This is a genomic window from Pseudooceanicola aestuarii (assembly GCF_010614805.1).
Taxonomy (GTDB): Bacteria; Pseudomonadota; Alphaproteobacteria; order Rhodobacterales; family Rhodobacteraceae; genus Pseudooceanicola; species Pseudooceanicola aestuarii.
Genome location: NZ_JAAFZC010000003.1, coordinates 25,042 through 48,101, shown reverse-complemented (window position 1 = coordinate 48,101; position 23,060 = coordinate 25,042). Strand labels below are relative to the sequence as shown.

The window sequence follows — 23,060 nt, the reverse complement described above, 5'->3', positions numbered from 1 at the left end:
TGCTGGCAGATCAGGACGGCGCCGGGGTCAGGCCGCGGATCAGCTGGTCCAGATCTTCGGCGCGGGCGGGTTTCAGGCGCAGTACCAGCCCGGCGGCGGCGCAGCGGGCGGCAACATCAGGGGTGGAATTCGCGGTCAGCACGCAGATCGGAACATCGGGCAGGACGGTACGGATCTCCGCCAGGCAATCCAGCGCGGTCAGCCCGCGCCCCAGCTGGAAATCCAGGATGATGGCGTCGGGTTGCACCTCCGCCTCCGCCAGCAGGGCCAGCCCCTCCGCGACGCTTGCGGTGGTCATGACGTGGTGGCCCTTGCCGGTCAGCGCGTAATCCAGCGCCTCGCGGATCGCGGCATCGTCATCCACGGCCAGCACAAGCCGCCCGGCGCCCGGCATCTGTGGCACGGCGAGGGCCGGGTTCTGCGGCGGGGCATGGACCGGGCGGGCGCGGGCGCGCGGCACGGAAACGGAGAAACACGACCCCCGCCCCACGACCGAGCGCAGCGTCAGCGGATGGCCAAGCGCGCCACAGGCCCGGTCCACGATTGTCAGCCCCAGGCCCAGCCCTTCACTGCTGCTGTGGCGGTGGTCCAGACGCTGGAATTCCTCGAAGATCACGCTTTGCGCATCCTCGGGGATGCCGGGGCCGGTGTCGCAGACATCAATCCGCAGCATCGGCCCGCGCCGTCGCACCCCCACCAGCACCCGCCCGGTGGCGGTATAGCGGATGGCATTTCCGATCAGATTCTGGATGATCCGCCGCAGGTAGGTCGGGTCCGACAGGCCCCAATCGGTGCAGGGCAGCACCCGCAGGCCGATCCCCTTGCGCGCGGCAAGGGGCTGGAACTCTCCGTCCAGCCGGGTCAGCAGCGCGCCCAGGGATACGGGCCGGATGTCGAAACTGTCGCGCAAAGTCTCCAGCTTGGACATTTCAAGCAGCGCGCCGATCATGTCCTCGACGCTGTCCAGCGCGCTTGAGATCTTGCCCAGCACCTCCACCCCCGTGGCGGGATCGCGCACTGCCCCGGAGGCCAGAGAGGAGACAAAAAGCCGGGCCGCCGACAGCGGTTGCAGCAGGTCGTGACTGGCCGCCGCGACGAAACGTGAGCGGCTGGCATTGGCGCGTTCCGCCGCGCTCAGCGCGTCCTCCAGCTCTAGCGTGCGGTCCATGACCCGGCGTTCCAGCGTCTCCTTGGCGCGCAACAGGTCCAGCGCGGCCTGCCGTTCCGAGGTGATATCGGTAAAGGAGATGACCCGCCCGCCGCCGGGCATCCCGCGCGCGTTGACCTTCAGCGCGGTGGCCGGCAGGCGGGTCATGTCGAACACCAGCGGCGGGCGGGCGTCGCTTGCCATCCATTGGTCCAGCCGGTCGGCGGCGGCAGCGCCGGCGTCGGGGGCGTCGGGGGCGACACCGCGCAGGTGGTCCAGCAGCATGGCGGCGGGGGCGCCCCGCCGCAGCCGGGTCAACGGCAGGCCCAGCAGCTCCGACAGCCGCGCGTTCCAGCCGATCAGCGTGGCCTGCGCGTCCAGCACGGCAACCCCCTGGTCCAGATGTTCCAGCGTGGCGGCGATCAGGCGGGACTGGTTGTCCAGAATTCGCGACCGTTCGCGCCGTTCGATGCGCATGATGTCGGTGACGTCGGTTTGCAGGATCACCGTCTGGCCGGCGGCGGTGCGGTGTTCGCTGACCTGCACCCAACGGTCGCCGGTGATCGCGATGTTGAACACGACATGTTCTTCCAGGTGACGCTGGCGCCGCCGCTCGGCCCAGTTCAGTGCGCGGGTGCCTGGCGGCAGGTCGATGAACCGCGACCGGCTGGCGTGGTCGATATAGTCGTGGAACCGCAGTCCCGGTTTCAGATGGGCGCGGATGTCGGGCATGAACATGCCGAAGCGGCTGTTGCACAGGACCAGCCGGTCATCTGCATCGAACAATCCGAACCCCTCGCGGATCGTTTCGATCGCGTTGGTCAGGGTCTGGCGGGCGCCGTCGGCCTCGCGCATCGCGGCGGACAGCTGGGCGTTGGATTCGTTGAGAAGGTTCAGCGCCTCCTCCAGCTCTCCGGTGCGGGAGCGGACCTGGTCCTCCAGCATCACGGCGCGTTGGAACTGCTCGTAGGCGGCGGCGTCGTCATTGGTGAACTGCTCCACCCGGCGGATCAGAACCTCGGTGATCTTCAGCAGTTTCTCGTTCTGCCGCTCCAGCGTGTCGGCCTCGTTCACCAGCTGGATCACCATCGCGCGGGCCGCTCCGGCGGGTAAAGGGCCAGGCCCGTCATCGTCTGGTTCACATGCATCCCGCCCATCTGTTCGCCATAGGTGGAAAAGCCCACCACCCCGTGATCGCGCAGCACGGCAGAGACGGCGTGCATCTGCTGTTTCTCCTGCGCCTCCATGCGCCGCAGGATACAATCGCAGGCCAGGATCGTGTCCGGCGGACCATCGTCGCGCAGCGCGGACAGCTCCCGATCCAGGTGGGTGGCCATGTGGGCGGGGGTGGCCAGCGACAGCACCAGCCCCTCCTCGATGGCGGAGAAGAAGACCAGCGCGCCGTCCTTTCCGACCTTCTGGATCGCGCGCACCTGGTGCTGGCCGCCGAACCGCACGGCGACGGGATGGGCGGCAAAGGTGAAGGTGTCCAGCTGTTCGGGATCCTTGCCCAGCAGGCGCGCATATTCGCGCGCCGCCGGTTCGGCGTTGATCTCGTGCACCAGCCTGCGGCTGGGGTCGGCGCTGGTGACGACGACGCGCTGATCCGTGGGCGTCAGGTGGTTGATGGAGAACACCCGCACCCGGCACCGCGTCCGCACGGAGGTCAGGACCGCTGCGTCGCGATGCACCACCCCGTCCATGGCGACGGCGGTCCATTCGAACCGCGTGCCATCCCCGGCAGAGCCGCCGAACATCTGCACCGGGCCAAGCGCATCGGCACAGGCGGCGGCGACGCGGTCCTCCATCAGGGTCATGCCGTCCACCAGCAACAGTCCGAATTCGCCGCGCCAGTCGGGGCGGGTGGCGGCGAGCCGGGCACGGCGGCGGATCATGTCTGCGATCAGCGCCTGCCGGTCCAGATCGCGCAATCCGCGCAGCAGCACCGGTTCGGCGATGAAATCGGCGGCGGGGAAACCCACGGCGACGATCCGTCCCTCGGCATAGCCGTCGCCCGCGATCTCTCCGCCCGTGGTGCAGCCGATGGTGCGGCAGCCGGGAAACAGCGAATCCGCCTGCCGCATGGTGGCGGCGAAATCGGTGAGGGGAGAGACGAAGAACACCACCAGTGCCATGTCGCGCCCGGCAAAGGCGCGGGCGATCTGGGGCAACCCGTCGGGATCGGTGCAATCCGCGGCATGGGTCAGCACGTGGCGCGCGGCAGCAGTCGCTGTGACGGTCGGTCCGGCACCGGCATGCATGGTCACTCATCCTTCCCTGCGGTCAGGTGCGGAGGATGGCCCTGTCTCAGCCGTCTTGCAACAGGTTCCCGAAATTCGCCCGCTGCGCGATCAGGACGGCCTGGGTCCGGCTTTGCACGCCCAGCTTGCGCATGATGGCGGTGATATGGGCCTTTACCGTTGCCTCCGCGATGGTCAGGTCATGGGCGATCTGCTTGTTCAGCTTGCCCTCGCAGATCAGTTCCAGGATCTTCATCTGCTGGCGCGTCAATTGTGCCAGACGTTCAACGGCGGTTTCGCGTTCGGTGCCGGCCTCGTCGGGGGCGGCGTCGGTGCCGATCTCGTCGGGTAGATAGACCTGTCCGTCGGCGATGGTCTGAAACGCCTGCTGGAAGACCTCGCGGGGGGAATGCTTGGGCACGAAACCGGCCGCCCCGGCCGCGATCGCGGCGCGCATCACCGACGCCTCGGACAGGGACGAGACGACAATCACCGGCACCCGGCCCGCCGCCTGTTTCAGCCGGATCAACCCGTCCAGCCCCGATACGTCCGGCAGGTTCAGGTCCAGCAGGATGACATCATGGCCGGGATCGGCCTCAACCTTGGCGATGGCGGTGCCCAGATCCTGCGCGACAGATACGGCATCGATGCCGACGATCATGCGCAGGGTCATCGACAGCGCGTCGCAGAACAGCGGGTGATCGTCGATGATCAGGGCGTGGCGCAGGCGGTTGGGCATATTCGGTCCGTTCTCAGGTTGGCCCACCCTAACACGGCGTGCGCCCGCGTCGAACCGCGCCAAAGGTCTGAGGGGGCCGCCACGACACGCGCCACGGGCGGCAATCCGCGCGAAGCCGCCCCTACGTCAAAGGTCGCATATCCCGACGCCGGTTTTCTTCCTAGCATTCCGGTCAAGCGAGCCCGGAGGCCAGCCATGAACCTGAACGAAGACCGCCTGATCGCAGCGCCGCCCGGCCTTGTCTGGGACGCGCTGCTGGACCCGGCGGTCCTGCGGTCCTGCATCCCCGGTTGCGAAAGCCTGACAGGCACCCCCGCAGACGGGTTCGCGGCGGTCGTGACCCAGAAAGTCGGCCCGGTGCGCGCCCGCTTTCAGGGAGAGGTCAGCCTGTCCGACATGGTACCCGGCGAACACCTGCGCCTGACCGGCGCGGGCAAGGGCGGCGCGGCAGGGTTCGCGCGGGGCGGCGCGGTGGTGACATTGGCCCCGGAGGGGCCGGGCACCCGCCTGTCCTACGCCGTGGAGGCCAAGGTGGGCGGCAAGCTGGCGCAGCTGGGCGGCCGGGTCATCGACGGTTTCACCCGCAAGCTGGCCGATCAGTTCTTTGTCGAATTTCAGTCCGTCGTGGAAGACCGCGCGTTGAATGTCGTGGAAGTCCGCGCCGACACAGAGGCGCAACCCCGCGCCGAAATCCAAACGCCCGACATCCCCGTGGAGGAGACGGGGGCAGACGGCGCCGGCAAGGGGTGGTTCAAACGGAGGCTCGGCTGAGCGATCCGAAACGAGAAAGGGAGGAGAGACATGACCGATATCACGATGAAGGTGAACGGCCGTGAAGTGACGCGCGACGTGAAATCGCGGCGGCTTCTGGTCGAATACCTGCGGCAGGATCTGGGGCTGACCGGCACCCATGTCGGCTGCGATACGTCGCAATGCGGGGCCTGTGTGGTCCATGTGAACGGCAAGCAGGTGAAATCCTGCACCATGCTGGCCGCCGAGGCCGCAGGCGCGGAGATCACCACGATCGAGACCCCCGCCCCCGAAGGCGCCACCATCGCCCGGCTTCAGGCCGCGTTCAACGACCACCACGGCCTGCAATGCGGGTTCTGCACGCCGGGCATGATCATGTCCGCCGCCACCCTGCTGGAGCAGAACGCCAACCCGACCGAGGCCGAAATCCGGCACCACCTGGAGGGCAATATCTGCCGCTGCACCGGCTACCACAACATCGTCAAGGCGATCATGGCCGCGTCCGGCCAGGACGTCAGCGCCATCGCGGCGGAATGAGGGGGAGGACAGACAATGCCAAAGGATAACGTGGTCGGAACATCGCCCAAACGGCGCGAGGACAAGCGATTCACCTCCGGCAAGGGCCGCTATACCGACGATATCGTGCTGAAGAACCAGACCTACGCGGTCTTTGCCCGCTCGGAAGTGGCGCATGGAACCATCCGTTCCATCGACACGGCCGAGGCGGAGGCGATGCCCGGTGTGCTGGCCGTCTTTACCGGCGCCGATTTCGAGGAGGTTGGCGGCAATCCGGCGGGCTGGCTGATCCACAGCCGTGACGGCAGCCCGATGACGGAACCCAAGCGCCCGGTGCTGGCCCATGGCAAGGTGCGCCACGTCGGCGATGCCTATGCCGCCGTCATCGCGGAGACCGCCGAACAGGCCCGCGACGCGGCCGAGGCGATCGTCGCCGACATCGAGGAGCTGCCCGCCATCGTCAACATGGCGCAGGCCGTCGCCGACAGCGGCACCCGCGTCCATGACGAGGTCGACAGCAACGTCTGTTTCGACTGGGGCTGGGTGGAGGACAACCGCGATGCGGTCGATGCCGCGATCAAGGACGCGCCCCATGTCACGACGCTGGAACTGGTCAACAACCGTCTGTCCCCCAACCCGATGGAGCCGCGCTGTTCCATCGGCGATTACGACACCGGGACCGAGGAATACACCCTCTATACCACCTCGCAGAACCCGCATCTGACGCGGTTGCTGATCTCCGCCTTCGTGATGGGCATCCCGGAACATAAACTCCGGGTGGTCGCGCCCGATGTCGGCGGCGGTTTCGGCGCCAAGATCTATCATTACGGCGAAGAGGCGCTGGTGCTGGCCGCCGCGAAACGGTTGGGGCGTCCGGTGAAATGGACCTCCTCGCGGACGGAGGCCTTTCTGACCGATGCCCATGGCCGCGACCATGTGACCAAGATCGAGCTGGCCACCGATTTCGACGGCAAGTTCATCGCCGTGCGCACGGATACCATGGCCAATCTGGGCGCCTACCTGTCCAATTTCGCCACCGCCACGCCGACCTTCCTGCATGGCACGCTGATGGCGGGGAATTACACCGTCCCCCATGTCTACGTGAACGTGAAGGGCGTCTTTACCAACACCGCCCCCGTCGATGCCTATCGCGGCGCCGGCCGGCCCGAGGCGACCTATTCCCTGGAACGGGTGATCGACAAATGCGCCCGCGAACTGGGCATCGACCCGATCGAGATCCGGCGCCGCAATTTCATCAAGCCCGACCAGTTCCCCTATACCACCCCCGTGGCGCTGGAATACGACACCGGCAATTACGACGCGGTGATGGACCGGCTGGTGGAGATGGCCGATATCGCCGGGTTCGAGGGCCGGTTGAACGAAAGCCAGGCGCGGGGCAAGCTGCGCGGCCTTGGCATCGCCTCCTATATCGAAGCCTGCGGCATCGCCCCTTCCAACCTGGTTGGCGTTCTGGGCAGCCGCGTCGGTCTTTATGATGCGGCGACGGTGCGGGTGAATCCCACCGGCAACGTGCTGGTGATGGTCGGCGCCCACAGCCACGGCCAGGGTCACGAGACGACGTTCCCGCAGATCGTGGCGGACCGTCTGGGCATCGACCCCGCGATGATCGAGATCGTGCACGGCGACACCGCGCGCATCCCCTTCGGCATGGGCACCTATGGCTCCCGCTCGCTGGCGGTCTGCGGCTCGGCGGTGGTGCGCGCGACGGAAAAGGTGATCGAGAAGGCGGGGAAGATCGCCGCCCACATGATGGACGCCACCCCTGAGGAGGTCGATTTCGAAGACGGCGTCTTTTCCGTGCGGGGCACCAACAAGAACGTGCCCTGGGGCGATGTCACGCTGAAGGCCTATATCCCGCATGATTTCCCGCTTGAGACGATAGAGCCGGGGCTGGAGGAAACGGCGTTCTACGATCCGGCGAATTTCACCTATCCCTCGGGCGTCTATGCCTGCGAGGTGGAGATCGACCCCCAGACGGGCAAGGTTCAGGTCATGTCCTTTGCGGCGGCGGATGATTTCGGCAACGTCATCAATCCGCAGATCGTCGAAGGGCAGGTCCATGGCGGGCTGGCGCAGGGGATCGGGCAGGCGCTGCTGGAACGCGCGGTCTACGATGCGGACGGGCAATTCCCGTCGGCCAGCTACATGGATTATACCATGCCGCGCGCCGATGACCTGCCGATGTATCAGGTGGACCATTCCGCCCTGACCGCCTGTACCCATAATCCGTTGGGGGTGAAGGGTTGCGGGGAGGCCGGGGCCATCGGGTCGCCGCCGACCATCGTCAACGCCGTGGTGGACGCGCTGCAACGTGCGGGCCGCAGCAACATCACCCATATCGACATGCCGTTGACGCCCGCCCGGGTGTGGTCGGCGCTGCACGAGGGCTGAGCCGGGGCAGGGGCCAGCGGGCCCCGCCCCCCTCGCCCGGATCAAGGGAGTACAGACATGCATAATTTCGAATTCGTGAAACCCGGCAGCGTGGACGAGGCGGTCAAGGCGCTCTCCGACCCCGATGCCGTCGTCCTGAGCGGCGGACAGACCCTGCTGCCCACGATGAAGGCCCGGCTTGCCGCGCCCGCGACATTGGTCAGCCTGACCGGCATCGCGGGGCTGGACCACATCACCCAGGGTGCCGGCACGCTGGAGATCGGCGGTGCCACCCCCCATGCCCGCGTCGCGGCGGAGGCGGGGGCCAGCTTCCCCGCGCTGGCGGCGCTGGCAGGGCGGATCGGCGATCCGGCGGTGCGCAATCGTGGCACAATCGGCGGATCGGTGGCCAACAATGACCCCGCCGCCTGCTATCCCGCCGCCGTTCTGGGCACCGGCGCCACGGTGATCACCGATCGGCGGGAGGTCGCGGCGGACGACTTCTTTCAAGGCCTGTTCACCACCGCGCTGGAGGAGGGGGAGATCGTGACCGGTGTCCGCTTCCCGGTGCCGCGCGCGGCGCATTACGCCAAGTTCGAACAGCCCGCGTCACGCTTTGCGCTGGTCGGGGTGTTCGTGGCGCGGTTCGATGACGCCGTGCGCGTCGCCGTCACCGGCGCCGGTCAGGACGGTGTTTTTCGCTGGACCGAGGCGGAGACGGCACTGGCCGCCGACTTCTCCGAAGCGGCGCTGGACGGTCTGACCGTGCCGGCGGAGGGAATGAATACCGACCTGCACGGCACCGGCGCCTACCGTGCCCATCTGGTGGGCGTGATGACCGCCCGCGCCGTGGCCGGTGCCATGGCGGGCTGACCGACCTCCCTGTCGGGTATCCGCACGTCCAGTCGGGCGTTCGGACCCGGCCGACTGACCCGCGCCCTTCTCCTCGGGCGCGGGTCTTTTTCATGGTTCAGCCGCTGCTGCCCACCAGCATCAGCCACAACGGCAGGGTCAGCATGCCGAAGAATGTCGTCTGCGCGATGACCACGGCGACCTCCTCCCGATTGGCCCCGAAGACCGAGGCCAGAACATGCGAGGCCGACGCCGTGGGCAGCGCGGCAAAGACCATCAGCACCGCCGTGCGCGCCGGGTCCAGCCCGATGGCCCAGGTCACGGCCCATGTGGCGGCGGGCAGGATCAGCAGGCGGATCACGCTGATCGCGATCTTGAACGCGTCCAGCCGCGACAGCGCCGCCCAATGCAGCGCCGCGCCGATGGACAGCATCGCCACCGGCACCGCCGCATCCGACAGCCGCGCCACGGGCGCCAGCAGCAGCTCGGGCGGGCGGTAGCCCAGCAGCGACAGCCCCAGCCCCGACAGGCTGGCCAGAAGAAACGGATTGGTCGCGATCTGCCAGGCGGTGCGGCGTGCCGACATGGCATTGCCGCGTGACAACCCGGCCACAGCCAACAGGTTGGCCACCGGGATCGCCAGCCCCACCGCGATCGAGAGCAGCCCCCGGTAATCCGGCGGGAACCCCTGAATCGCGACAAAGCCGAGCGCGGTGTTGAACCGCCAGGAACATTGCCACATCCCCGCGAAATCAAGGAACCGTTCAGGCCCCAGCGGGCGCACCAGCCAGGTCAGTATCAGGCCCAGCCCCATGATCGACCAGACGCCGATCCCCAGCACCAGAAGGTCCGCCCCGTCCGGCGTCCGGCCAAGGGCGGCCAGGAAGATCAGCGCCGGGAACAGCACCAGGTAATTCACCCGGTCGATCCCCGCCCAGGCCGCCTGCGGAACCGCGCCCCGCAGGGCCGCGCCCAATCCGATCAGGGCGAAATCGGGCAGCAGGGCGATCAGGATCTGAAGCATTCGAACCTCCGGCGGCGGACACGGGATCGTCCCGCCGCACGGGAGGTATCGCCGCAACCGCCAAGGGGGAAGCGATATTTCGCCCGGCCTATGGCTCCGGCATTGCGTGGAGGCCGCCGGGCGCGTCCGGGTACCGCGTCAGCAGCGCGCCATTTTCCTGTGCCTGCGCCGCCCCGCCCGGCGCAGGGGGCTGGAGAGGGTGCGGCTACACGTCCGCAAAGACGCGCAGGCCTTCGTCCTTCATCATTTTCAGCATGTCGGGCGTCACCCATGGTTGCGTCGCGCGGACCCATGCGGGGCGCTCTTGCAGGGCGGCCCACCAATCGGTCATGGCGGGGCAATCGTCCTCCCAAAGGCCCGCAAGCCCCACGCAATCGGTGCGGGAGACATAGGCCGCGACCGCGATATCGGCCATGGAATACTGCGCCCCCGCCAGCCAGGGACCGCCGGTTTCCGCCAGCTCCGCCTCGATGTCGCGGGCCATCTGGCGCAGCACCGCCAGCGCGCCCGCCACACGGAGCGAGGCCGCGCCATTGTCGACCAGGTCGCGCCGCTTCGCCGCTGCTTCGGGGTCGGGCATCCGGGCGTAGACGGCTTCACGCTCCGCCTCCGTCTTGTTCAGCATCGGCAAGCGGCCATAGGAGGCAAAGCTGACGGTGTTCGCCGCCGCATGGAGGGCCAGCCCCCGCATCCCCCAGTTGCGCGCCCGCGCGGCGCGGTAGGGATCGGCGGGCACCAGATCCGGCGACATGCCCGCGACGTAATCCACGATGACACTGGATTCGACCAGAACGCGCCCATCGTCGATCAGCGTCGGCACCACCCCGGCACGGTTCAGTTTCAGATAGTCGGGGGCGTGCTGATCGCCGCGCCCCAGGTTCAGCTCAACCCCCTCCCAGGGTTGGTTGGCTTCCTCCAGGGCCAGGCGCACCTTGACAGAGCAGACGGAATTCCCGGCATGATACAGCGTAAGCATGGTCTCTCCTCAGTTCGACAGCGTGAGTGACGGGAACAGGATCACCGCCAGCAAGGCAAGGCCCATGGTCAGGGCAAAGGGCAGAGCGCCCAGAAAGATGGTGCGCAGAGTGATCGACTTGTCCTCCAGCGCGCCCTTGATCACGAAACAGGCGATGCCCAGCGGCGGCGTCAGAAGTCCGATCTCGACCCCGATGACGGTGACGACGCCCAGCCACACCAGGTCGACGTCGAACCCGGTAAAGGCCGGCAGGAACAGGGGCACCAGCAGCAGGATGATCGACGTGCTGTCCAGGATCGTCCCGAGAAAGATCATCAGCCCGACATAGATCAGCAGCACCATGGTGAACCCGGCCTCCATCCCCGTCAGCTGTTCGGCCAGAAGGGAGGGAATGCCCAGTACGCCCAGCATCCGCGAATACATGCTGGCCGCGATGATCAGGAACAGGATGGAGGCCGTGACCCGCCCGGTATCCGCCGCCAGCTTCCACAGCACGGGCCAGGACAATTTGCCCTTGAGCGCGGCGATGATCATGGCGGCAAAGGCTCCTGCGGCACCGGCTTCGGTCGGCGTGAAGATGCCGCCGTAGATCCCGCCCAGCACCAGCACGATCAGCAGGGCGGCGGGCGCCATCAGCCGCGCCGATGTCGCCAGCCCCAGCCCGGCGCCGCCATCGGTCACCACGGCCCGCCCGGTGAACCCCGGCGCGAACCGGCACAGTGCCAGGATCAGGATACAATAGAGCACCGACAGCAGCAGCCCGGGCAGAATGCCGGCGGTGAACATGTCGGCGATGGAGACCTCGGCGATCAGGCCATAGACGATCAGCAGCACCGAGGGCGGGATCAGCATGCCCAACACCGAGGACCCGGCCACCACCCCCACGGAGAACCGCGCGGTATGGCCGTAGCGCATCATCTCGGGCACCGCGATCCGGGTAAAGATCGCGGCGGAGGCGATGGAAATGCCGGTGATCGCGGCAAAGACGGCATTGGCCGCGACGGTGGCGATACCCAGCCCGCCGTTCAGCTTGCGAAAGGCGGAATTGGCCACGGTGTAGATGTCGCGGCCCAGCCCGGCCTCGTTCACGAACATGCCCATCAGGACGAACAAGGGCACGACGCCAAAGGAATAGGAGGCGATGGAATCCTTGGTCGCCAGCGTGGTCAGAGACAGGGCCAGTAGCACGTTGCCCTTGTACGCCCAGAGCGCGACGAAGGAGACAGAGGCCAGGGCGATGGCGACATGCATCCCCATGTAGATCAGCGCGATCATCACCAACAGGGACAGCGCGCCCAGTTCAAGACCGGTCATTACGGGCCCTCCGGGGTCATCAGGGTGCGGCCCTGGGCGGCGGACCAGCCGCGCACAAGGTAGTTCAGACAGCCCAGCGTGGCGCCGATGACGATGCACAGCAGCGCGGGCCAGATCGGCGCGGTGAACAGGCCGGGGTTGCCGGTGAACAGGTTGCGGTCCACGGCGGCCGTAAACTTGAACCACATGCCGTAGGCGATGACGGCCATCACCGCCGCGCCGACCAGCGAAAAGGCGGTGTCCAGCGTCCGGCCCAGCATCGGTCGGCGGCGCGCCAGCGCGTGGAACAGCCCGTCCGACCGGATGAAGGCATCGGTGCGCACGGCATTGGGGATTTGCAGGAAGACCAGCGCCACGATCGCCAGCTCCACCAATTCGGGCACCCCGGCAATCGGGGCGGAAAAGGCGCTGCGCAGGGCGATATCGGCACAGATCAGCAGCATCTGCGCAACGACCAGCGTGGTGCCGGCCCCCGCGCAGACCCTGTTGGCAAGGGTCAGGATCATCTTGGCCTCCAGTTTGGGGCGCCGCGTTGGGGCGCCGCGCAGGGCGGCGCCCTGAGGGATCACTCCGCCGACCAGTCCCGCAGCACGGGCTGACCCGCGGCGCGCATGGCCTCGATATAGGAGGACAGGATGTCATCCCCCGGCGCACCCATGGCGGTCACCTCCTGGGCCCATTGCCCGGCGATGTTGTCCATCCCCTGCGCCCAGTCGGTGCGCGTCTCGGTGGAGACCTCGATGATATTGGCGCCGCTGGCCGCCATCTGGTCCATCGCGCGCTGCGCATCGGTCATGGAATATTGCGCCAGCCCCTTGCGGTAGACCTCGGCGGCGTCTGCCATCGCGGTCTGGACCTCTTCCGGCAGACCTTCCCAGGTTTGCAGGTTCATGCTCAGCGCCATGGAGTTCACACCGCCGAAATCGACCTTGACCACCGTGGGGGCGGCTTCGTGGATCTTGAAGGATTCCGCCGCCGTGGCCCAGACGATGGCACCGTCGAAGATGCCGGTGGCGACGCCGTTGTAGAAATCCGCCAGGGTGGAGGATACGCCGATGGCGCCCACGCTTTCGACATAGCGCAGGTTCATGCCCGCGCCGCCCAGCTTGATCCCCGACAGGGCGTCGGTGCCGGTGTAATCACCCTTCAGGAAGATCTGGTAATTGTCCACCGCCGCCAGGCTGGTCAGCATGTGCTGGTTGTTGTCCTCCCAGACCTGCTGCATCGCGGGATATTGCCGGGCCAGATCGTTCACCGTGGCCGAAATCAGATCGATATCGGTGGAGACGAAGGGCGTGGCATAGGCGATGTCATAGACACGCAGCCGGTCGGGGTGAAACACGGTCTGCACGACGCCGATATCGGCCAGCCCGCTTTCGATCGCCTCCAGCTCGCCCTTGGGGCCGGTGATGGCGCCGCCCCAGCCATGGGTCCAGTCGATGGCATAAGTGCCGGTTTCCGCCAGCGCCTTCTCCACCTCGGGGACGAAGATCTCTTCGAATTTGCCGACCCAGGACGCGGTGGTCGGATAGCCGGACACGGTCGTCAGGCGAATCGTCTCGGCAGCGCTGAGGGCAGTGGTGCCAAGCGCAAGTGCGAGTGAGGTCGCAAGAATCTGTTTGGACATGATGGTGAGTTCCTCCCTGTTAGTGATCGTGAGACTAATTTGATATTTGCAAATAATCAATGAAAACCGTAATACGATCCATACGTACCGCAATGCGGTTCACCTGTCGAGAATTGCGGAGGAGCGTTCATGCCGGAGAAAGCCACAAACATCCTGGGCCCTCAGCCCGCCGGATTGATCCACGAAGCCAGCCATGCCGCGGCGAACCAGCTGGAAACGTTGCGCGATACCCGCACCTGCCGCATGGTGGCCTGGTCGCTGTCTGGATTTCAAAAGGTCGCGGTCCTGTCCAACGCGGCAACCGGGCGGGCCTGGCGCATGGCCAGTGACGAAGGCCCGAACCTGAACGGCTGGGATGCCGCGCCGCCGCCGCTGGGCTTCCTGTCGGTGGGGCTGGCCCTGGCCTATGCCCAAGAGATACGCGCGCTGGCGCGGCTGCGCGGGGTCGATCCCGGCGCCTTTGGCATCACGGTGGACAATTATTACTCCGTTCAGGGTCAGATGCGGGCCAAGACGATGGTGGGCGGCGCGTTGCCCTTCGGGATCGAGATCGCGCCAGAACATGATCTGGACGAGACGATCCTGTTCGCGCTGGTCAGCGATGCGCTGCATGTCGCCCCGGTCGCCGACGCGGTGCGCGGCACCTTTCCCGGTGCGTTCAACGCCTGGCTGAACGGCGCGCCGCTGGACTTGTCGCATCCGGTGCCCGACACCGCCGCGCCCGCCGATCCCGCGCCAATCTGCCGGGAGGGGGATGGCCCGGCGGACAGTGCCGATATCCTGACCTCCGGCGATTGGTCCCGCCCGTCAGAGGCGCCGCATCCGCTGCATGTCTCGGCCCGTGGTCGGGTGCTGCCCGATGGTGCGCTGGATCTGTGGCAGGAATTGCGCGCGCCCTGCGGCAGTGGCTGGCGGTTTCGCGCCGGCGGGGCGGATGCGCCCGATGCGGTCTCCTACGTGTCGGCGGGGATCGGGTTCTGCTTCATGACTCAGCTGGAGATCCTCGCCGGATTGCTGGGGATCGAGGTCTCGGCCGTGCGGCTGGTCCAGGACACCCGGTTCGGTCCCGGTGGCGCCACTTCGGGCACCGGGCTGGCGCCGGGTTTTGCCCCTGTGGAAAGCCATCTGTTCGTCGAAAGCGGCAGCGCCACCCCCGCCCAGATTGTCGAGCTGATCGACTTGGCGGAGCGGGCGTGCTACCTCCATGCGCTGTGCCGGACTCCGTTGAAACCGCAACTGCGAATCCGGGGGGTGACCGGCGCGCCCGCTTGAGGGCAGCGCCGTCGGGACGGCGGCAACGAAGCGAAGGGTAGGCGCGGGCATGGGGACGAACGGACGTGAAAAACCCTCGCGCGGGATCGGGTCGGTGGAAACGGGCGGCGCGATCCTGAAAGCGCTGTCGGATCACGGAACGGCGGTCAAGTTGTCGGAACTGGCGCTGCTCACAGGCCTGTCCGCCGGGCGGCTGCACCCCTACTTGGTCAGCCTGCGCAATACCGGGCTGGTCGAACAGACGGCAGAGGGCAGTTACCAACTGGGGCCCTTCGCGCTGGAAATCGGGCTGGTGCGGCTGCGCCATCTGAACCCCGTGCGAGAGGCGATCCCCCGCATCGCCGCCCTGTCGCAAAGCCTGGGCCTGACCGTCTCCGTCGCGGTCTTCGCGCCGCAGGGGCCGACCATCGTCTACATCCAGGAACATACCGACATCCTGCATTTCAACATCCGGGTCGGCGGGGTCTACTACATGACCATGACAGCCACGGGGATCCTGTTCTCCGCCCTGCTGCCGCCGTCGATGACCTCCGAGCTGATCGAGGCGGAATTCGCCAGCCGCGAAGTCGGCGGCCGCCGGGACTGGTTCCGCGTGGACCGGGAGACCTTTGCCCGCGAAACCGCAGAGGCCCGCGCGCGGGGCTATGCCGTGACACGCGACATGCCGGTCCCCGGGATCACCGCCGTGTCGGCGCCGGTGCATGATTACACCGGCCGCGTGCAGCTGTGCATCGCCGCCATCGGCCCTGGCCCGCTGGTCGATGCGGGGCCGGACGGGCGGGTGGTGCAAACGCTCCTTGCCTTCACCGACCGGCTGTCGGGCGATCTGGGCCATTCGGGCGAGGCATAGGACGCACCGGTCCCGGTCCCGGTCCCGGTCCCGGTGCCTCAGCCAGCGGCGGCGAGGATGTCGTCCACCATCCGGTCAGCGACTGCGGTCGTGGTCTGCCCGGTGGCCGCGCTGCGATGCAACACGTCCCGCAGCCGCGTGGTGATCCGGCCCAGCCGGGCGCTGCGGTAGCCGGGGCCGGCGCGATGGATTTCACCTGCGACGCTGATGATGCCGCCGGCATTGACCACGTAATCGGGCAGGTAGTGGATGCCGCGCGCGCGCAGTACCTCGGCCACCTCGGGGGTGGCCAACTGGTTGTTGGCCGCGCCGCAGACCAGCCGGGCGCCCAGCCGCTGCGCGCTGTCTCCGGTCAGCACCCCGCCCATGGCGCAGGGGGCGAAGATGTCCATCGGCTGGTCCAGCACCGCGTCCGGCGCACAGGGCTGCGCGCCCCAGCCGTTGGCCGCGCGCTCCACCGCTGCCGCATCCAGGTCCGAGACCAGCAGCTGCGCGCCCGCGCCGTGCAACCGCGCCGCCAGCGCCGTGCCGACATGGCCCAGCCCCTGCACCATGACCCGGCGTCCGGTCAGATCGGCACTGCCAAAGGCGACCTCCGCCCCGGCACGCAGGCATTCGAACACCCCCTCTGCGGTAAAGGGCGAGGGGTCGCCACTGCCATGTGCGCCGCCATCCAGCCCGACGGCAAAGCGGGTCTCCTGCGCGATCACGGCCATGTCGTCAGCGGACATTCCGACATCCTCGGCGGTGAAATACTGCCCTTCCAATGCGTCCACCGCACGGCCAAAGGCGCGCAGCAGCGCCGGTGTCTTGTCGCGGTGCGGATTGCCGAGGATCACCGCCTTGCCGCCGCCCAGGCCCAGGTCGGCCATGGCGGTCTTGCGTGTCATCCCCTCCGCCAGGCGCAGCACATCGGCCCGTGCGGCATTCCAATCGGGGTAATCCCACATCCGGCAGCCCCCGGCCGCCGGGCCAAGAGCCGTGGAATGAACGCAGATCAGCGCGCGCAGGCCGCTGGCGGGATCCTCGGCCCGGACCAGCCGTTCGACCCCCGGTGGCGGCGTTTCCTCGTGGATGGTGATCGGCATCGTGGCGCTGTCGGACATCGTGACCTCCCTTTGTCATTGGCGCAGTTTACCTCGGATCACGGGGCGAATGATCGCTTGTGACGCGGTATTCCGCTAGAATACGAGCGGAATTCCCTACGGAGCGGCAAGATGTCAGCGAAAATCACCATGGACGCCACGGACCGCCAGATCCTGCGCATTCTGCGGGAGGAGGCGCGAATCCCCATCGTCGACCTGGCCCTGCGGGTCGGCCTGTCCCCCACCCCCTGCAACCGTCGCCTGCGCAAGCTGGAGGACAGCGGGCTGATCGCGGGCTATGGCGCGCGCATCGACCCGGCGGTGGCGGGGTTCGGGATCACGGCTTTTGTCTCTGTCGAGCTGGAGCGCCAGCAGAGCGACGAACTCACACGGTTCCAGCACAAGGTGGCCCAGTTCGAGGAGGTCGTCACCGGCAGCCTGATGACCGGCACGCAGGATTTCCTGTTGGAAGTCGCGGTCGAAAGCCTGGAGGATTTCGAGAACTTCCTGCAATCGCGCCTGTTGCGCTTGCCGGGAATTCGGGCGGTGCGGTCGCGATTTGCCCTGCGCAAGTTCATCGACCGCGCCCGCCTGCCCTGAGCGGCGCAATTTTCCTGCGGTCCGCGCCATGCCTTCAGGTGGCATGGGTCGAATTGCGAGGGACAGGCGACATATTGTGCCGGTTCACGGCCGGGGTTGCCTTGTCACCGCAGGGCGGTTGGGGCACATGTGGCGCCCGAAGGCAGGCCGCAACGTCACGACGTGCAGCGATACCCCCGAACGATTTGCATTACCATGGAGATGAACATGAAACTCACCCGTCGCTCTACCCTTTTCGTGGCAGGGCTGACCGCCCTGGGTCTTGCCGCGCCCGCCATGGCGGAGATCGAGGCAGTGAACCTGCGTCTGGCCCATGTCGTGAACGAGCAGGACGGTTTTCACGCCGCGGCGGAGAAGTTTCGCGATCTGGTTGCCGAACGGTCCGACGGCAAGATCAGCGTGGAAATCTTTCCCAATGCCACGCTGGGCGACGAACGCACCCTGCTGGAGGGGATGCAGATCGGCACCGTCGACATGGGCGTGATCACCAACGGTCCCGTTTCCAACTTCGTCGAGGAAATGGCCGTCTTCGAACTGCCGTTCCTCTTCCCCTCCGCAGAGAAGGCCTACGAGGTTCTGGACGGGCCCATCGGTCAGGAACTGCTGGACCGGCTGGCAGATGTGAACCTGAAGGGGCTGGCCTATGCCGAACGCGGCTTCCGCAATCTGACGAATTCCGAACGCGCGGTGCATAGCCCCGCCGATCTGGACGGGCTGCGCGTCCGCGTGATGGAAAACCCGGTTTATATCGACACGTTCCGCGAACTGGGTGCCGATGCCATTCCCATGGCCTGGACCGAGGCGTTGACCGCGATGCAGCAAGGCACCATCGACGGGCAGGAAAATCCCGTCAACGTGGTGCACAGCTTCAAGCTGAACGAGACCCAGACCCATATGACCATGACGCGCCACACCTACGCGCCGGCGATCTTCGTCATGGGGATGCCTGTCTGGTCCCGCCTGTCCGAAGAGGCGCAGGAAATCGTCGTCCAGGCCGCCCGCGAGGCCGCTGCGCATGAACGCGCGCTGAACGCCGAACAGGAGGCCACGCAGATGCAGGCCCTGCGCGATGCGGGCATGGAAATCGTCGATGACGCCGACCTTTCCGCCTTTGCCGAGGCGGCGGCGCCGGTCTACGAAAAATACGGTGCCAAGTTCGGCGATTACCTGCCGCGCATTCAGGACGCGCTGAAGTAAGATGATGGGGGCGTTGGAGCGGCTGGACCAGGGCATCGGTGCGATCCTGCGCCCCGTCATCTTTGCGGGGATGATCGCGCTGGTCGGGGTCATCACCTTGCAGATCGTCTCGCGCGTGGTCTTTACCTCGGTCGCCTGGACCGAGGAGGTCGCGCGCTTCCTGCTGATCTGGATCACCTTTCTGGGGGCGACCCTCGCCTTTCAACAGGGGCGGCATATCGCGGTATCCATGCTGCGGGACCGCCTGCCCCCCGCGCCGCGCCGGATCGTCACCGGCGCGGGCTGCCTGGTCGTCATCGCCTTCCTGGTGACGCTGGCCGTGATCGGCTGGCAATATTCCAACATGCAGAGTTTCCAGAAATCGCCCTCGCTGCGGCTGTCGATGACCTGGGTCTATCTGGTGATGCCATTCAGCGCGCTGGTCATGACCGTTCTGTCGGTCATTGATCTGATCAACCTGCTGGCCGGGCGCGATCCGCGTGGCCCCGTGTCGGAGGACATCTGATGAGCCTGATCCTGGCCGGCCTGTTCCTGCTGTTCCTGCTGATGGGCCTGCCCATTGCCATCGTGATCGGCGCCGCGACCATGTCGGCGCTGAACCTGGGCGGCGTGCCGCTGATGGTGGTGCCACAGCAGATGTTCGCCGGCATCAATTCCTTTGCACTGGTCGCCGTGCCGATGTTCATCCTGGCCGGGGACGTGATGGCGCAGGGTGAAATATCGAAACGTCTTGTCGCCTTTGCCGACAGCATGTTCGGCTTCGTCAAGGGCGGGCTGTCCGTCGTGTCGGTGCTGGCGGGCATGTTCTTTGCCGCCATCTCCGGCTCTGGCGCGGCGACAACGGCGGCGGTGGGCGCCAGCCTGGTGCCCGAGCTGAAGCGCAAGGGATACGATCCCGCCTCTGCCGCCTCGCTGATCGCGGCGTCGGGGACCATCGGGGTGGTCATCCCGCCGTCGGTCCCGATCATCATTTATGCGGTCATCGCCCAGGAATCGGTGGAAAAGCTGTTCCTCAGCGGGTTCATCCCCGGCATCGCCATGGGTCTGGGTCTGATCGCCGTGGCCCTGGTGCAGGGCCACCGCCGCGCCTATCCGCGCGGCGCGGCCTTCTCCCTGCCGGTGGTGCTTCGGACCTTTCTCGCGGCCAGCTGGGGCCTGATGGCACCGCTGATCATCCTGGGCGGCATCTTTTCCGGCATCTTCACCCCCAGCGAGGCGGCAGTGATCGCGGTGAACTACGCCATTCTGGTGTCGCTGTTCATCTACCGCGACCTGTCGCTGCGCGCGCTGTATGACATCGTGTTGCGCGCGGGGGTGACGACGGCGGTGATCCTGTTCGTGATCTCGGCGTCCACAGTGCTCAGCTGGGCGCTGGCCAGCTGGCAGGTGCCCAACGCCATCGCCGGGTTCGCGCTGTCGCTGTCGGACAATGTCTATGTGATCCTGCTGTTGATCATGGTGCTGATCCTGATCACCGGGATCTTCCTGGAAACCGCCAGCGCGCTGATCATCCTGACACCGATGCTGTTGCCGCTGACCGTCCAGCTGGGCATCGATACGGTGCATTTCGGGATCATCATCGTGGTCGGGCTGGCCATCGGGATGGTCACGCCGCCGGTCGCGATCAATCTCTTCGTTGCCTCTACCACCGCCAATATCCCGATCGAGCGTATCGCCCGTGCGGTCTTGCCGTTCCTGGCGGTGCTGATTGTCGTCTACCTGCTGATCGCCTTTGGCCCCCTCCTGATCTGAGGCGCGGCGCGGGGGCATGGATACCCCGCGCCGGTCCCGTCCTTTTTGCGTTTTTTCTTGATAGTTGCGAGTGCAACTAATTAAGAGAGGACTGACACCCGAAAGAGAGGACATGCCATGACCGAAGCCAGCACCATTTCCGGCCTGACCCGCGCGGCGGGCGGGGCGGGGCCACATCCGAATTACATGCCCGGCTTTGGCAATGATTTCGAGACGGAGGCCCTGCCCGGTGCCTTGCCGCAGGGAATGAACTCACCCCAGAAATGCGCCTATGGCCTGTACGGAGAGCAGCTGTCCGGCACTGCCTTTACCGCGCCCAGCCATCAGAACGAACGGACCTGGTGCTACCGGATCCGGCCTTCGGTCAAACATGTCGGGCGGTTCACGCGGGTGGATCTGCCTTATTGGACCTCCGCCCCCGACGTGGTGCCGGATGTCACCTCCCTGGGGCAATACCGGTGGGATCCGGTGCCGCATTCCGACGCGCCGCTGACCTGGCTGACGGGGATGCGCACCATGACAACGGCGGGCGATGTCTATACCCAGGTCGGCATGGCGGCGCATGTCTACCTGGTGACGGACAGTATGGCCGACGCCTATTTCTACTCCGCCGACAGCGAATTGCTGGTCGTCCCGCAGGAGGGGCGGCTGCGGTTCTGCACCGAGCTGGGGGTGATCGACCTGGCGCCGCGCGAAATCGCGATCCTGCCGCGCGGGCTGCTCTACCGGGTGGAGGTTCTGGACGGTCCCGCGCGCGGCTTTGTCTGCGAGAATTACGGCCAGAAATTCGACCTGCCGGGCCGGGGGCCGATCGGGGCCAATTGCATGGCCAATCGCCGCGATTTCAAGACCCCCGTCGCCGCCTTCGAGGATCGCGATGCGCCCTCTACCGTCACGGTGAAATGGCAGGGTCAGTTCCACGAAACCCGCATCCCGCATTCGCCGCTGGACGTGGTCGCCTGGCATGGCAATTACGCGCCGGTGAAATACGATCTGTCGACCTATTGCCCGGTGGGCGCCGTGCTGTTCGACCATCCCGACCCGTCGATCTTTACCGTGCTGACGGCCCCATCCGGGGTGGAGGGGACCGCCAATATCGATTTCGTCCTGTTCCGCGAACGCTGGATGGTGGCCGAGGATACGTTTCGCCCGCCCTGGTACCACAAGAACGTCATGTCCGAACTGATGGGCAACATCTACGGCGAATACGACGCCAAGCCGAACGGCTTTGCCCCCGGCGGCATGTCGCTGCACAACATGATGCTGCCGCACGGCCCCGACAACGAGGCCTTCGAGAAGGCGACTTTCGCCGATCTGAAACCGGGAAAGCTGGATGATACCATGTCCTTCATGTTCGAGACGCGGTTCCCGCAGCATCTGACCCGCTTTGCCGCGCAGGAGGCGCCGTTGCAGGACGATTACATCGAATGCTGGGACAGTCTGAAGAAACGGTTCGACGGCACGCCCGAAGGCAATTGGGACTGAACGGAAGGGGCAGAATATGACCATGATGCAAAGTTGGGTCGAGGCGGCGAATGATCCGCAGGGCGATTTTCCCCTGAACAACCTGCCCTACGGTGTGTTCGACGCCGGGCAGGGCGCGCGGATGGGGGTGGCGATCGGGGATCGCATCCTGGACGTGGCGGCGGTGGATCACGGGCAGGACCCGGCCCTGTTCGCCGCGCCGTCGTGGAACGCGGTGATGGCGGCGGGCCCGGCGGTCTGGGCGGCGTTGCGGGCGCGGTTGACCGACTTGCTGGGCGATGCGACTCATCGCGGGGCGGTGGCGCCGCATCTGGTGCCGATGGCCGGGGCACGGTTGCTGATGCCCTTCACGGTCAGCGAGTACACCGATTTCTATGCCTCGAAGAACCACGCGGTGAATGTCGGCACCCTGTTTCGCGGCGCCGAAAACGCCCTGCCGCCGAACTGGCTGTCGATCCCCATCGGGTACAACGGGCGCGCGTCCTCGGTCGTGGTGTCGGGCAGTGATCTGCGCCGGCCCTGGGGTCAGTTGAAGGCGCCGGACCAGCCACTGCCGACATTCGCCCCCTGCGCGCGCCTGGACCTCGAACTGGAGCTGGGCGCCATCGTCGGTCAGCCCTCCGACGGCATGGTCAGCGTCGCGGAGGCGGACGCGATGATCTTTGGCTACGTTCTGCTGAACGATTGGTCGGCGCGCGATATCCAGGCCTGGGAATATCAGCCGCTGGGCCCGTTTCAGGCCAAGGCGACGGCCACCAGCATCAGCCCCTGGATCGTCACCGCCGCCGCGCTGGCGCCGTTCCGCACCCCGACACCGGCGCGCGAACGCCCGCTGCTGCCCTACCTCGCAGAGCCGGGGCCGATGCTGTACGACATCGACCTTACCGTCAGCCTGGCGCCTGCGGGGGGCGCGGAGACGCAGTTGGCGCGGACCAACTACAACCAGATGTATTTCTCAGCCGCGCAGCAGCTGTGCCACCACACCACCTCGGGCTGTCCGATGCGGGTGGGCGATCTGCTCGGCTCCGGCACTATCTCGGGCGAGACGCCCGACAGCTGCGGATCGCTGCTTGAGCTGACGCGCGGCGGGCAGGCGCCGGTCACTCTGGAGGATGGCCGGACACGGCGGTTCCTGGAGGATGGCGATACGCTGACCCTGCGCGGCGCGGCACAGGCGGAGGGCTATCGCGTCGGCTTTGGCGCCTGTGCCGGCACGGTGCTGCCTGCCGTGGACCGGGACTGA

Annotated in this window: 21 protein-coding genes; 12 read left to right on the top strand and 9 right to left on the bottom strand. The window is 66.8% G+C overall.

Annotated elements, in window-relative coordinates:
- Nucleotides 1-10 precede the first annotated feature (10 nt).
- The 3 genes from G5A46_RS16600 to G5A46_RS16590 are packed head-to-tail and all read right to left on the bottom strand — an operon-like array spanning nt 11 to nt 4,126.
- Nucleotides 11-2,236, bottom strand: a complete 2,226-nt coding sequence (locus G5A46_RS16600) for a hybrid sensor histidine kinase/response regulator (protein WP_163851309.1) — start codon at nt 2,234-2,236, stop codon at nt 11-13.
- The gene (locus G5A46_RS16595) at nt 2,230-3,408 is read right to left on the bottom strand and encodes an FIST N-terminal domain-containing protein (protein ID WP_163851641.1); all 1,179 of its coding nucleotides are present in this window, start codon (nt 3,406-3,408) and stop codon (nt 2,230-2,232) included. Before G5A46_RS16595 ends, G5A46_RS16600 begins: the two co-directional genes overlap by 7 nt.
- 46 nt (nt 3,409-3,454) lie before the next feature.
- The gene (locus tag G5A46_RS16590; RefSeq protein WP_163851308.1) at nt 3,455-4,126 is read right to left on the bottom strand and encodes a response regulator; all 672 of its coding nucleotides are present in this window, start codon (nt 4,124-4,126) and stop codon (nt 3,455-3,457) included.
- A 195-nt stretch (nt 4,127-4,321) separates the two neighbouring features.
- Between G5A46_RS16590 and G5A46_RS16585 the strand changes: the two genes are divergently transcribed.
- The 4 genes from G5A46_RS16585 to G5A46_RS16570 are packed head-to-tail and all read left to right on the top strand — an operon-like array spanning nt 4,322 to nt 8,656.
- Complete coding sequence (locus tag G5A46_RS16585) at nt 4,322-4,897, top strand: SRPBCC family protein (RefSeq protein ID WP_163851306.1); 576 nt, start codon at nt 4,322-4,324, stop codon at nt 4,895-4,897.
- Between the two features lie 30 nt (nt 4,898-4,927).
- A complete protein-coding gene (locus tag G5A46_RS16580) occupies nt 4,928-5,413 on the top strand; it encodes a (2Fe-2S)-binding protein (RefSeq protein WP_163851304.1) in 486 nt (161 codons plus the stop codon).
- 15 nt (nt 5,414-5,428) lie between these two features.
- Complete coding sequence (locus G5A46_RS16575) at nt 5,429-7,804, top strand: xanthine dehydrogenase family protein molybdopterin-binding subunit (protein WP_163851302.1); 2,376 nt, start codon at nt 5,429-5,431, stop codon at nt 7,802-7,804.
- 57 nt (nt 7,805-7,861) lie between these two features.
- A complete protein-coding gene (locus G5A46_RS16570) occupies nt 7,862-8,656 on the top strand; it encodes an FAD binding domain-containing protein (RefSeq protein WP_163851300.1) in 795 nt (264 codons plus the stop codon).
- Nucleotides 8,657-8,753: 97 nt separating this feature from the next.
- Here G5A46_RS16570 and G5A46_RS16565 read toward each other — a convergent pair whose 3' ends face one another.
- The 5 genes from G5A46_RS16565 to G5A46_RS16545 all read right to left on the bottom strand — a co-directional run bounded on the left by G5A46_RS16565 (nt 8,754) and on the right by G5A46_RS16545 (nt 13,576).
- Nucleotides 8,754-9,659: an AEC family transporter gene (locus G5A46_RS16565; protein ID WP_163851298.1), complete on the bottom strand. Its 906-nt coding sequence runs from the start codon at nt 9,657-9,659 to the stop codon at nt 8,754-8,756.
- A gap of 205 nt (nt 9,660-9,864) precedes the next feature.
- Nucleotides 9,865-10,635, bottom strand: a complete 771-nt coding sequence (locus G5A46_RS16560; protein ID WP_163851296.1) for a glutathione S-transferase family protein — start codon at nt 10,633-10,635, stop codon at nt 9,865-9,867.
- 9 nt (nt 10,636-10,644) lie between these two features.
- Nucleotides 10,645-11,949, bottom strand: a complete 1,305-nt coding sequence (locus tag G5A46_RS16555) for a TRAP transporter large permease (protein WP_163851295.1) — start codon at nt 11,947-11,949, stop codon at nt 10,645-10,647.
- On the bottom strand, nt 11,949-12,455 hold the full coding sequence (locus G5A46_RS16550; RefSeq protein ID WP_163851294.1) for a TRAP transporter small permease: 507 nt from the start codon (nt 12,453-12,455) through the stop codon (nt 11,949-11,951). Before G5A46_RS16550 ends, G5A46_RS16555 begins: the two co-directional genes overlap by 1 nt.
- Nucleotides 12,456-12,514: 59 nt before the next feature.
- On the bottom strand, nt 12,515-13,576 hold the full coding sequence (locus G5A46_RS16545) for a C4-dicarboxylate TRAP transporter substrate-binding protein (protein ID WP_163851293.1): 1,062 nt from the start codon (nt 13,574-13,576) through the stop codon (nt 12,515-12,517).
- Nucleotides 13,577-13,705: 129 nt separating this feature from the next.
- Between G5A46_RS16545 and G5A46_RS16540 the strand changes: the two genes are divergently transcribed.
- On the top strand, nt 13,706-14,848 hold the full coding sequence (locus tag G5A46_RS16540) for an OsmC family protein (protein ID WP_163851292.1): 1,143 nt from the start codon (nt 13,706-13,708) through the stop codon (nt 14,846-14,848).
- A gap of 49 nt (nt 14,849-14,897) precedes the next feature.
- Nucleotides 14,898-15,698 carry an IclR family transcriptional regulator gene (locus tag G5A46_RS16535; RefSeq protein WP_163851291.1) on the top strand — a complete coding sequence of 267 codons (801 nt, stop codon included), beginning with the start codon at nt 14,898-14,900 and terminating at the stop codon, nt 15,696-15,698.
- Between the two features lie 38 nt (nt 15,699-15,736).
- Here G5A46_RS16535 and G5A46_RS16530 read toward each other — a convergent pair whose 3' ends face one another.
- Nucleotides 15,737-16,804 (bottom strand): Glu/Leu/Phe/Val family dehydrogenase, encoded by a 1,068-nt coding sequence (locus tag G5A46_RS16530; protein WP_239521049.1) that lies wholly within the window; start codon nt 16,802-16,804, stop codon nt 15,737-15,739.
- 111 nt (nt 16,805-16,915) lie between these two features.
- Here G5A46_RS16530 and G5A46_RS16525 point away from each other — a divergent pair, with 111 nt between their 5' ends.
- The 6 genes from G5A46_RS16525 (at nt 16,916) to fahA (ending at nt 23,060) form a co-directional block, all read left to right on the top strand.
- Nucleotides 16,916-17,383 carry an Lrp/AsnC family transcriptional regulator gene (locus G5A46_RS16525; protein ID WP_163851289.1) on the top strand — a complete coding sequence of 156 codons (468 nt, stop codon included), beginning with the start codon at nt 16,916-16,918 and terminating at the stop codon, nt 17,381-17,383.
- 207 nt (nt 17,384-17,590) lie between these two features.
- Nucleotides 17,591-18,580 carry a TRAP transporter substrate-binding protein gene (locus G5A46_RS16520; RefSeq protein WP_163851287.1) on the top strand — a complete coding sequence of 330 codons (990 nt, stop codon included), beginning with the start codon at nt 17,591-17,593 and terminating at the stop codon, nt 18,578-18,580.
- Between the two features lies 1 nt (nt 18,581).
- Nucleotides 18,582-19,085, top strand: a complete 504-nt coding sequence (locus G5A46_RS16515; protein ID WP_163851285.1) for a TRAP transporter small permease — start codon at nt 18,582-18,584, stop codon at nt 19,083-19,085.
- Nucleotides 19,085-20,332 carry a TRAP transporter large permease gene (locus G5A46_RS16510; protein WP_163851283.1) on the top strand — a complete coding sequence of 416 codons (1,248 nt, stop codon included), beginning with the start codon at nt 19,085-19,087 and terminating at the stop codon, nt 20,330-20,332. The genes G5A46_RS16515 and G5A46_RS16510 overlap by 1 nt, the downstream gene beginning before the upstream one ends.
- A gap of 117 nt (nt 20,333-20,449) precedes the next feature.
- Nucleotides 20,450-21,817 (top strand): homogentisate 1,2-dioxygenase, encoded by a 1,368-nt coding sequence (hmgA, locus tag G5A46_RS16505; RefSeq protein ID WP_163851281.1) that lies wholly within the window; start codon nt 20,450-20,452, stop codon nt 21,815-21,817.
- A gap of 16 nt (nt 21,818-21,833) precedes the next feature.
- Nucleotides 21,834-23,060 (top strand): fumarylacetoacetase, encoded by a 1,227-nt coding sequence (gene fahA, locus G5A46_RS16500; protein ID WP_163851279.1) that lies wholly within the window; start codon nt 21,834-21,836, stop codon nt 23,058-23,060.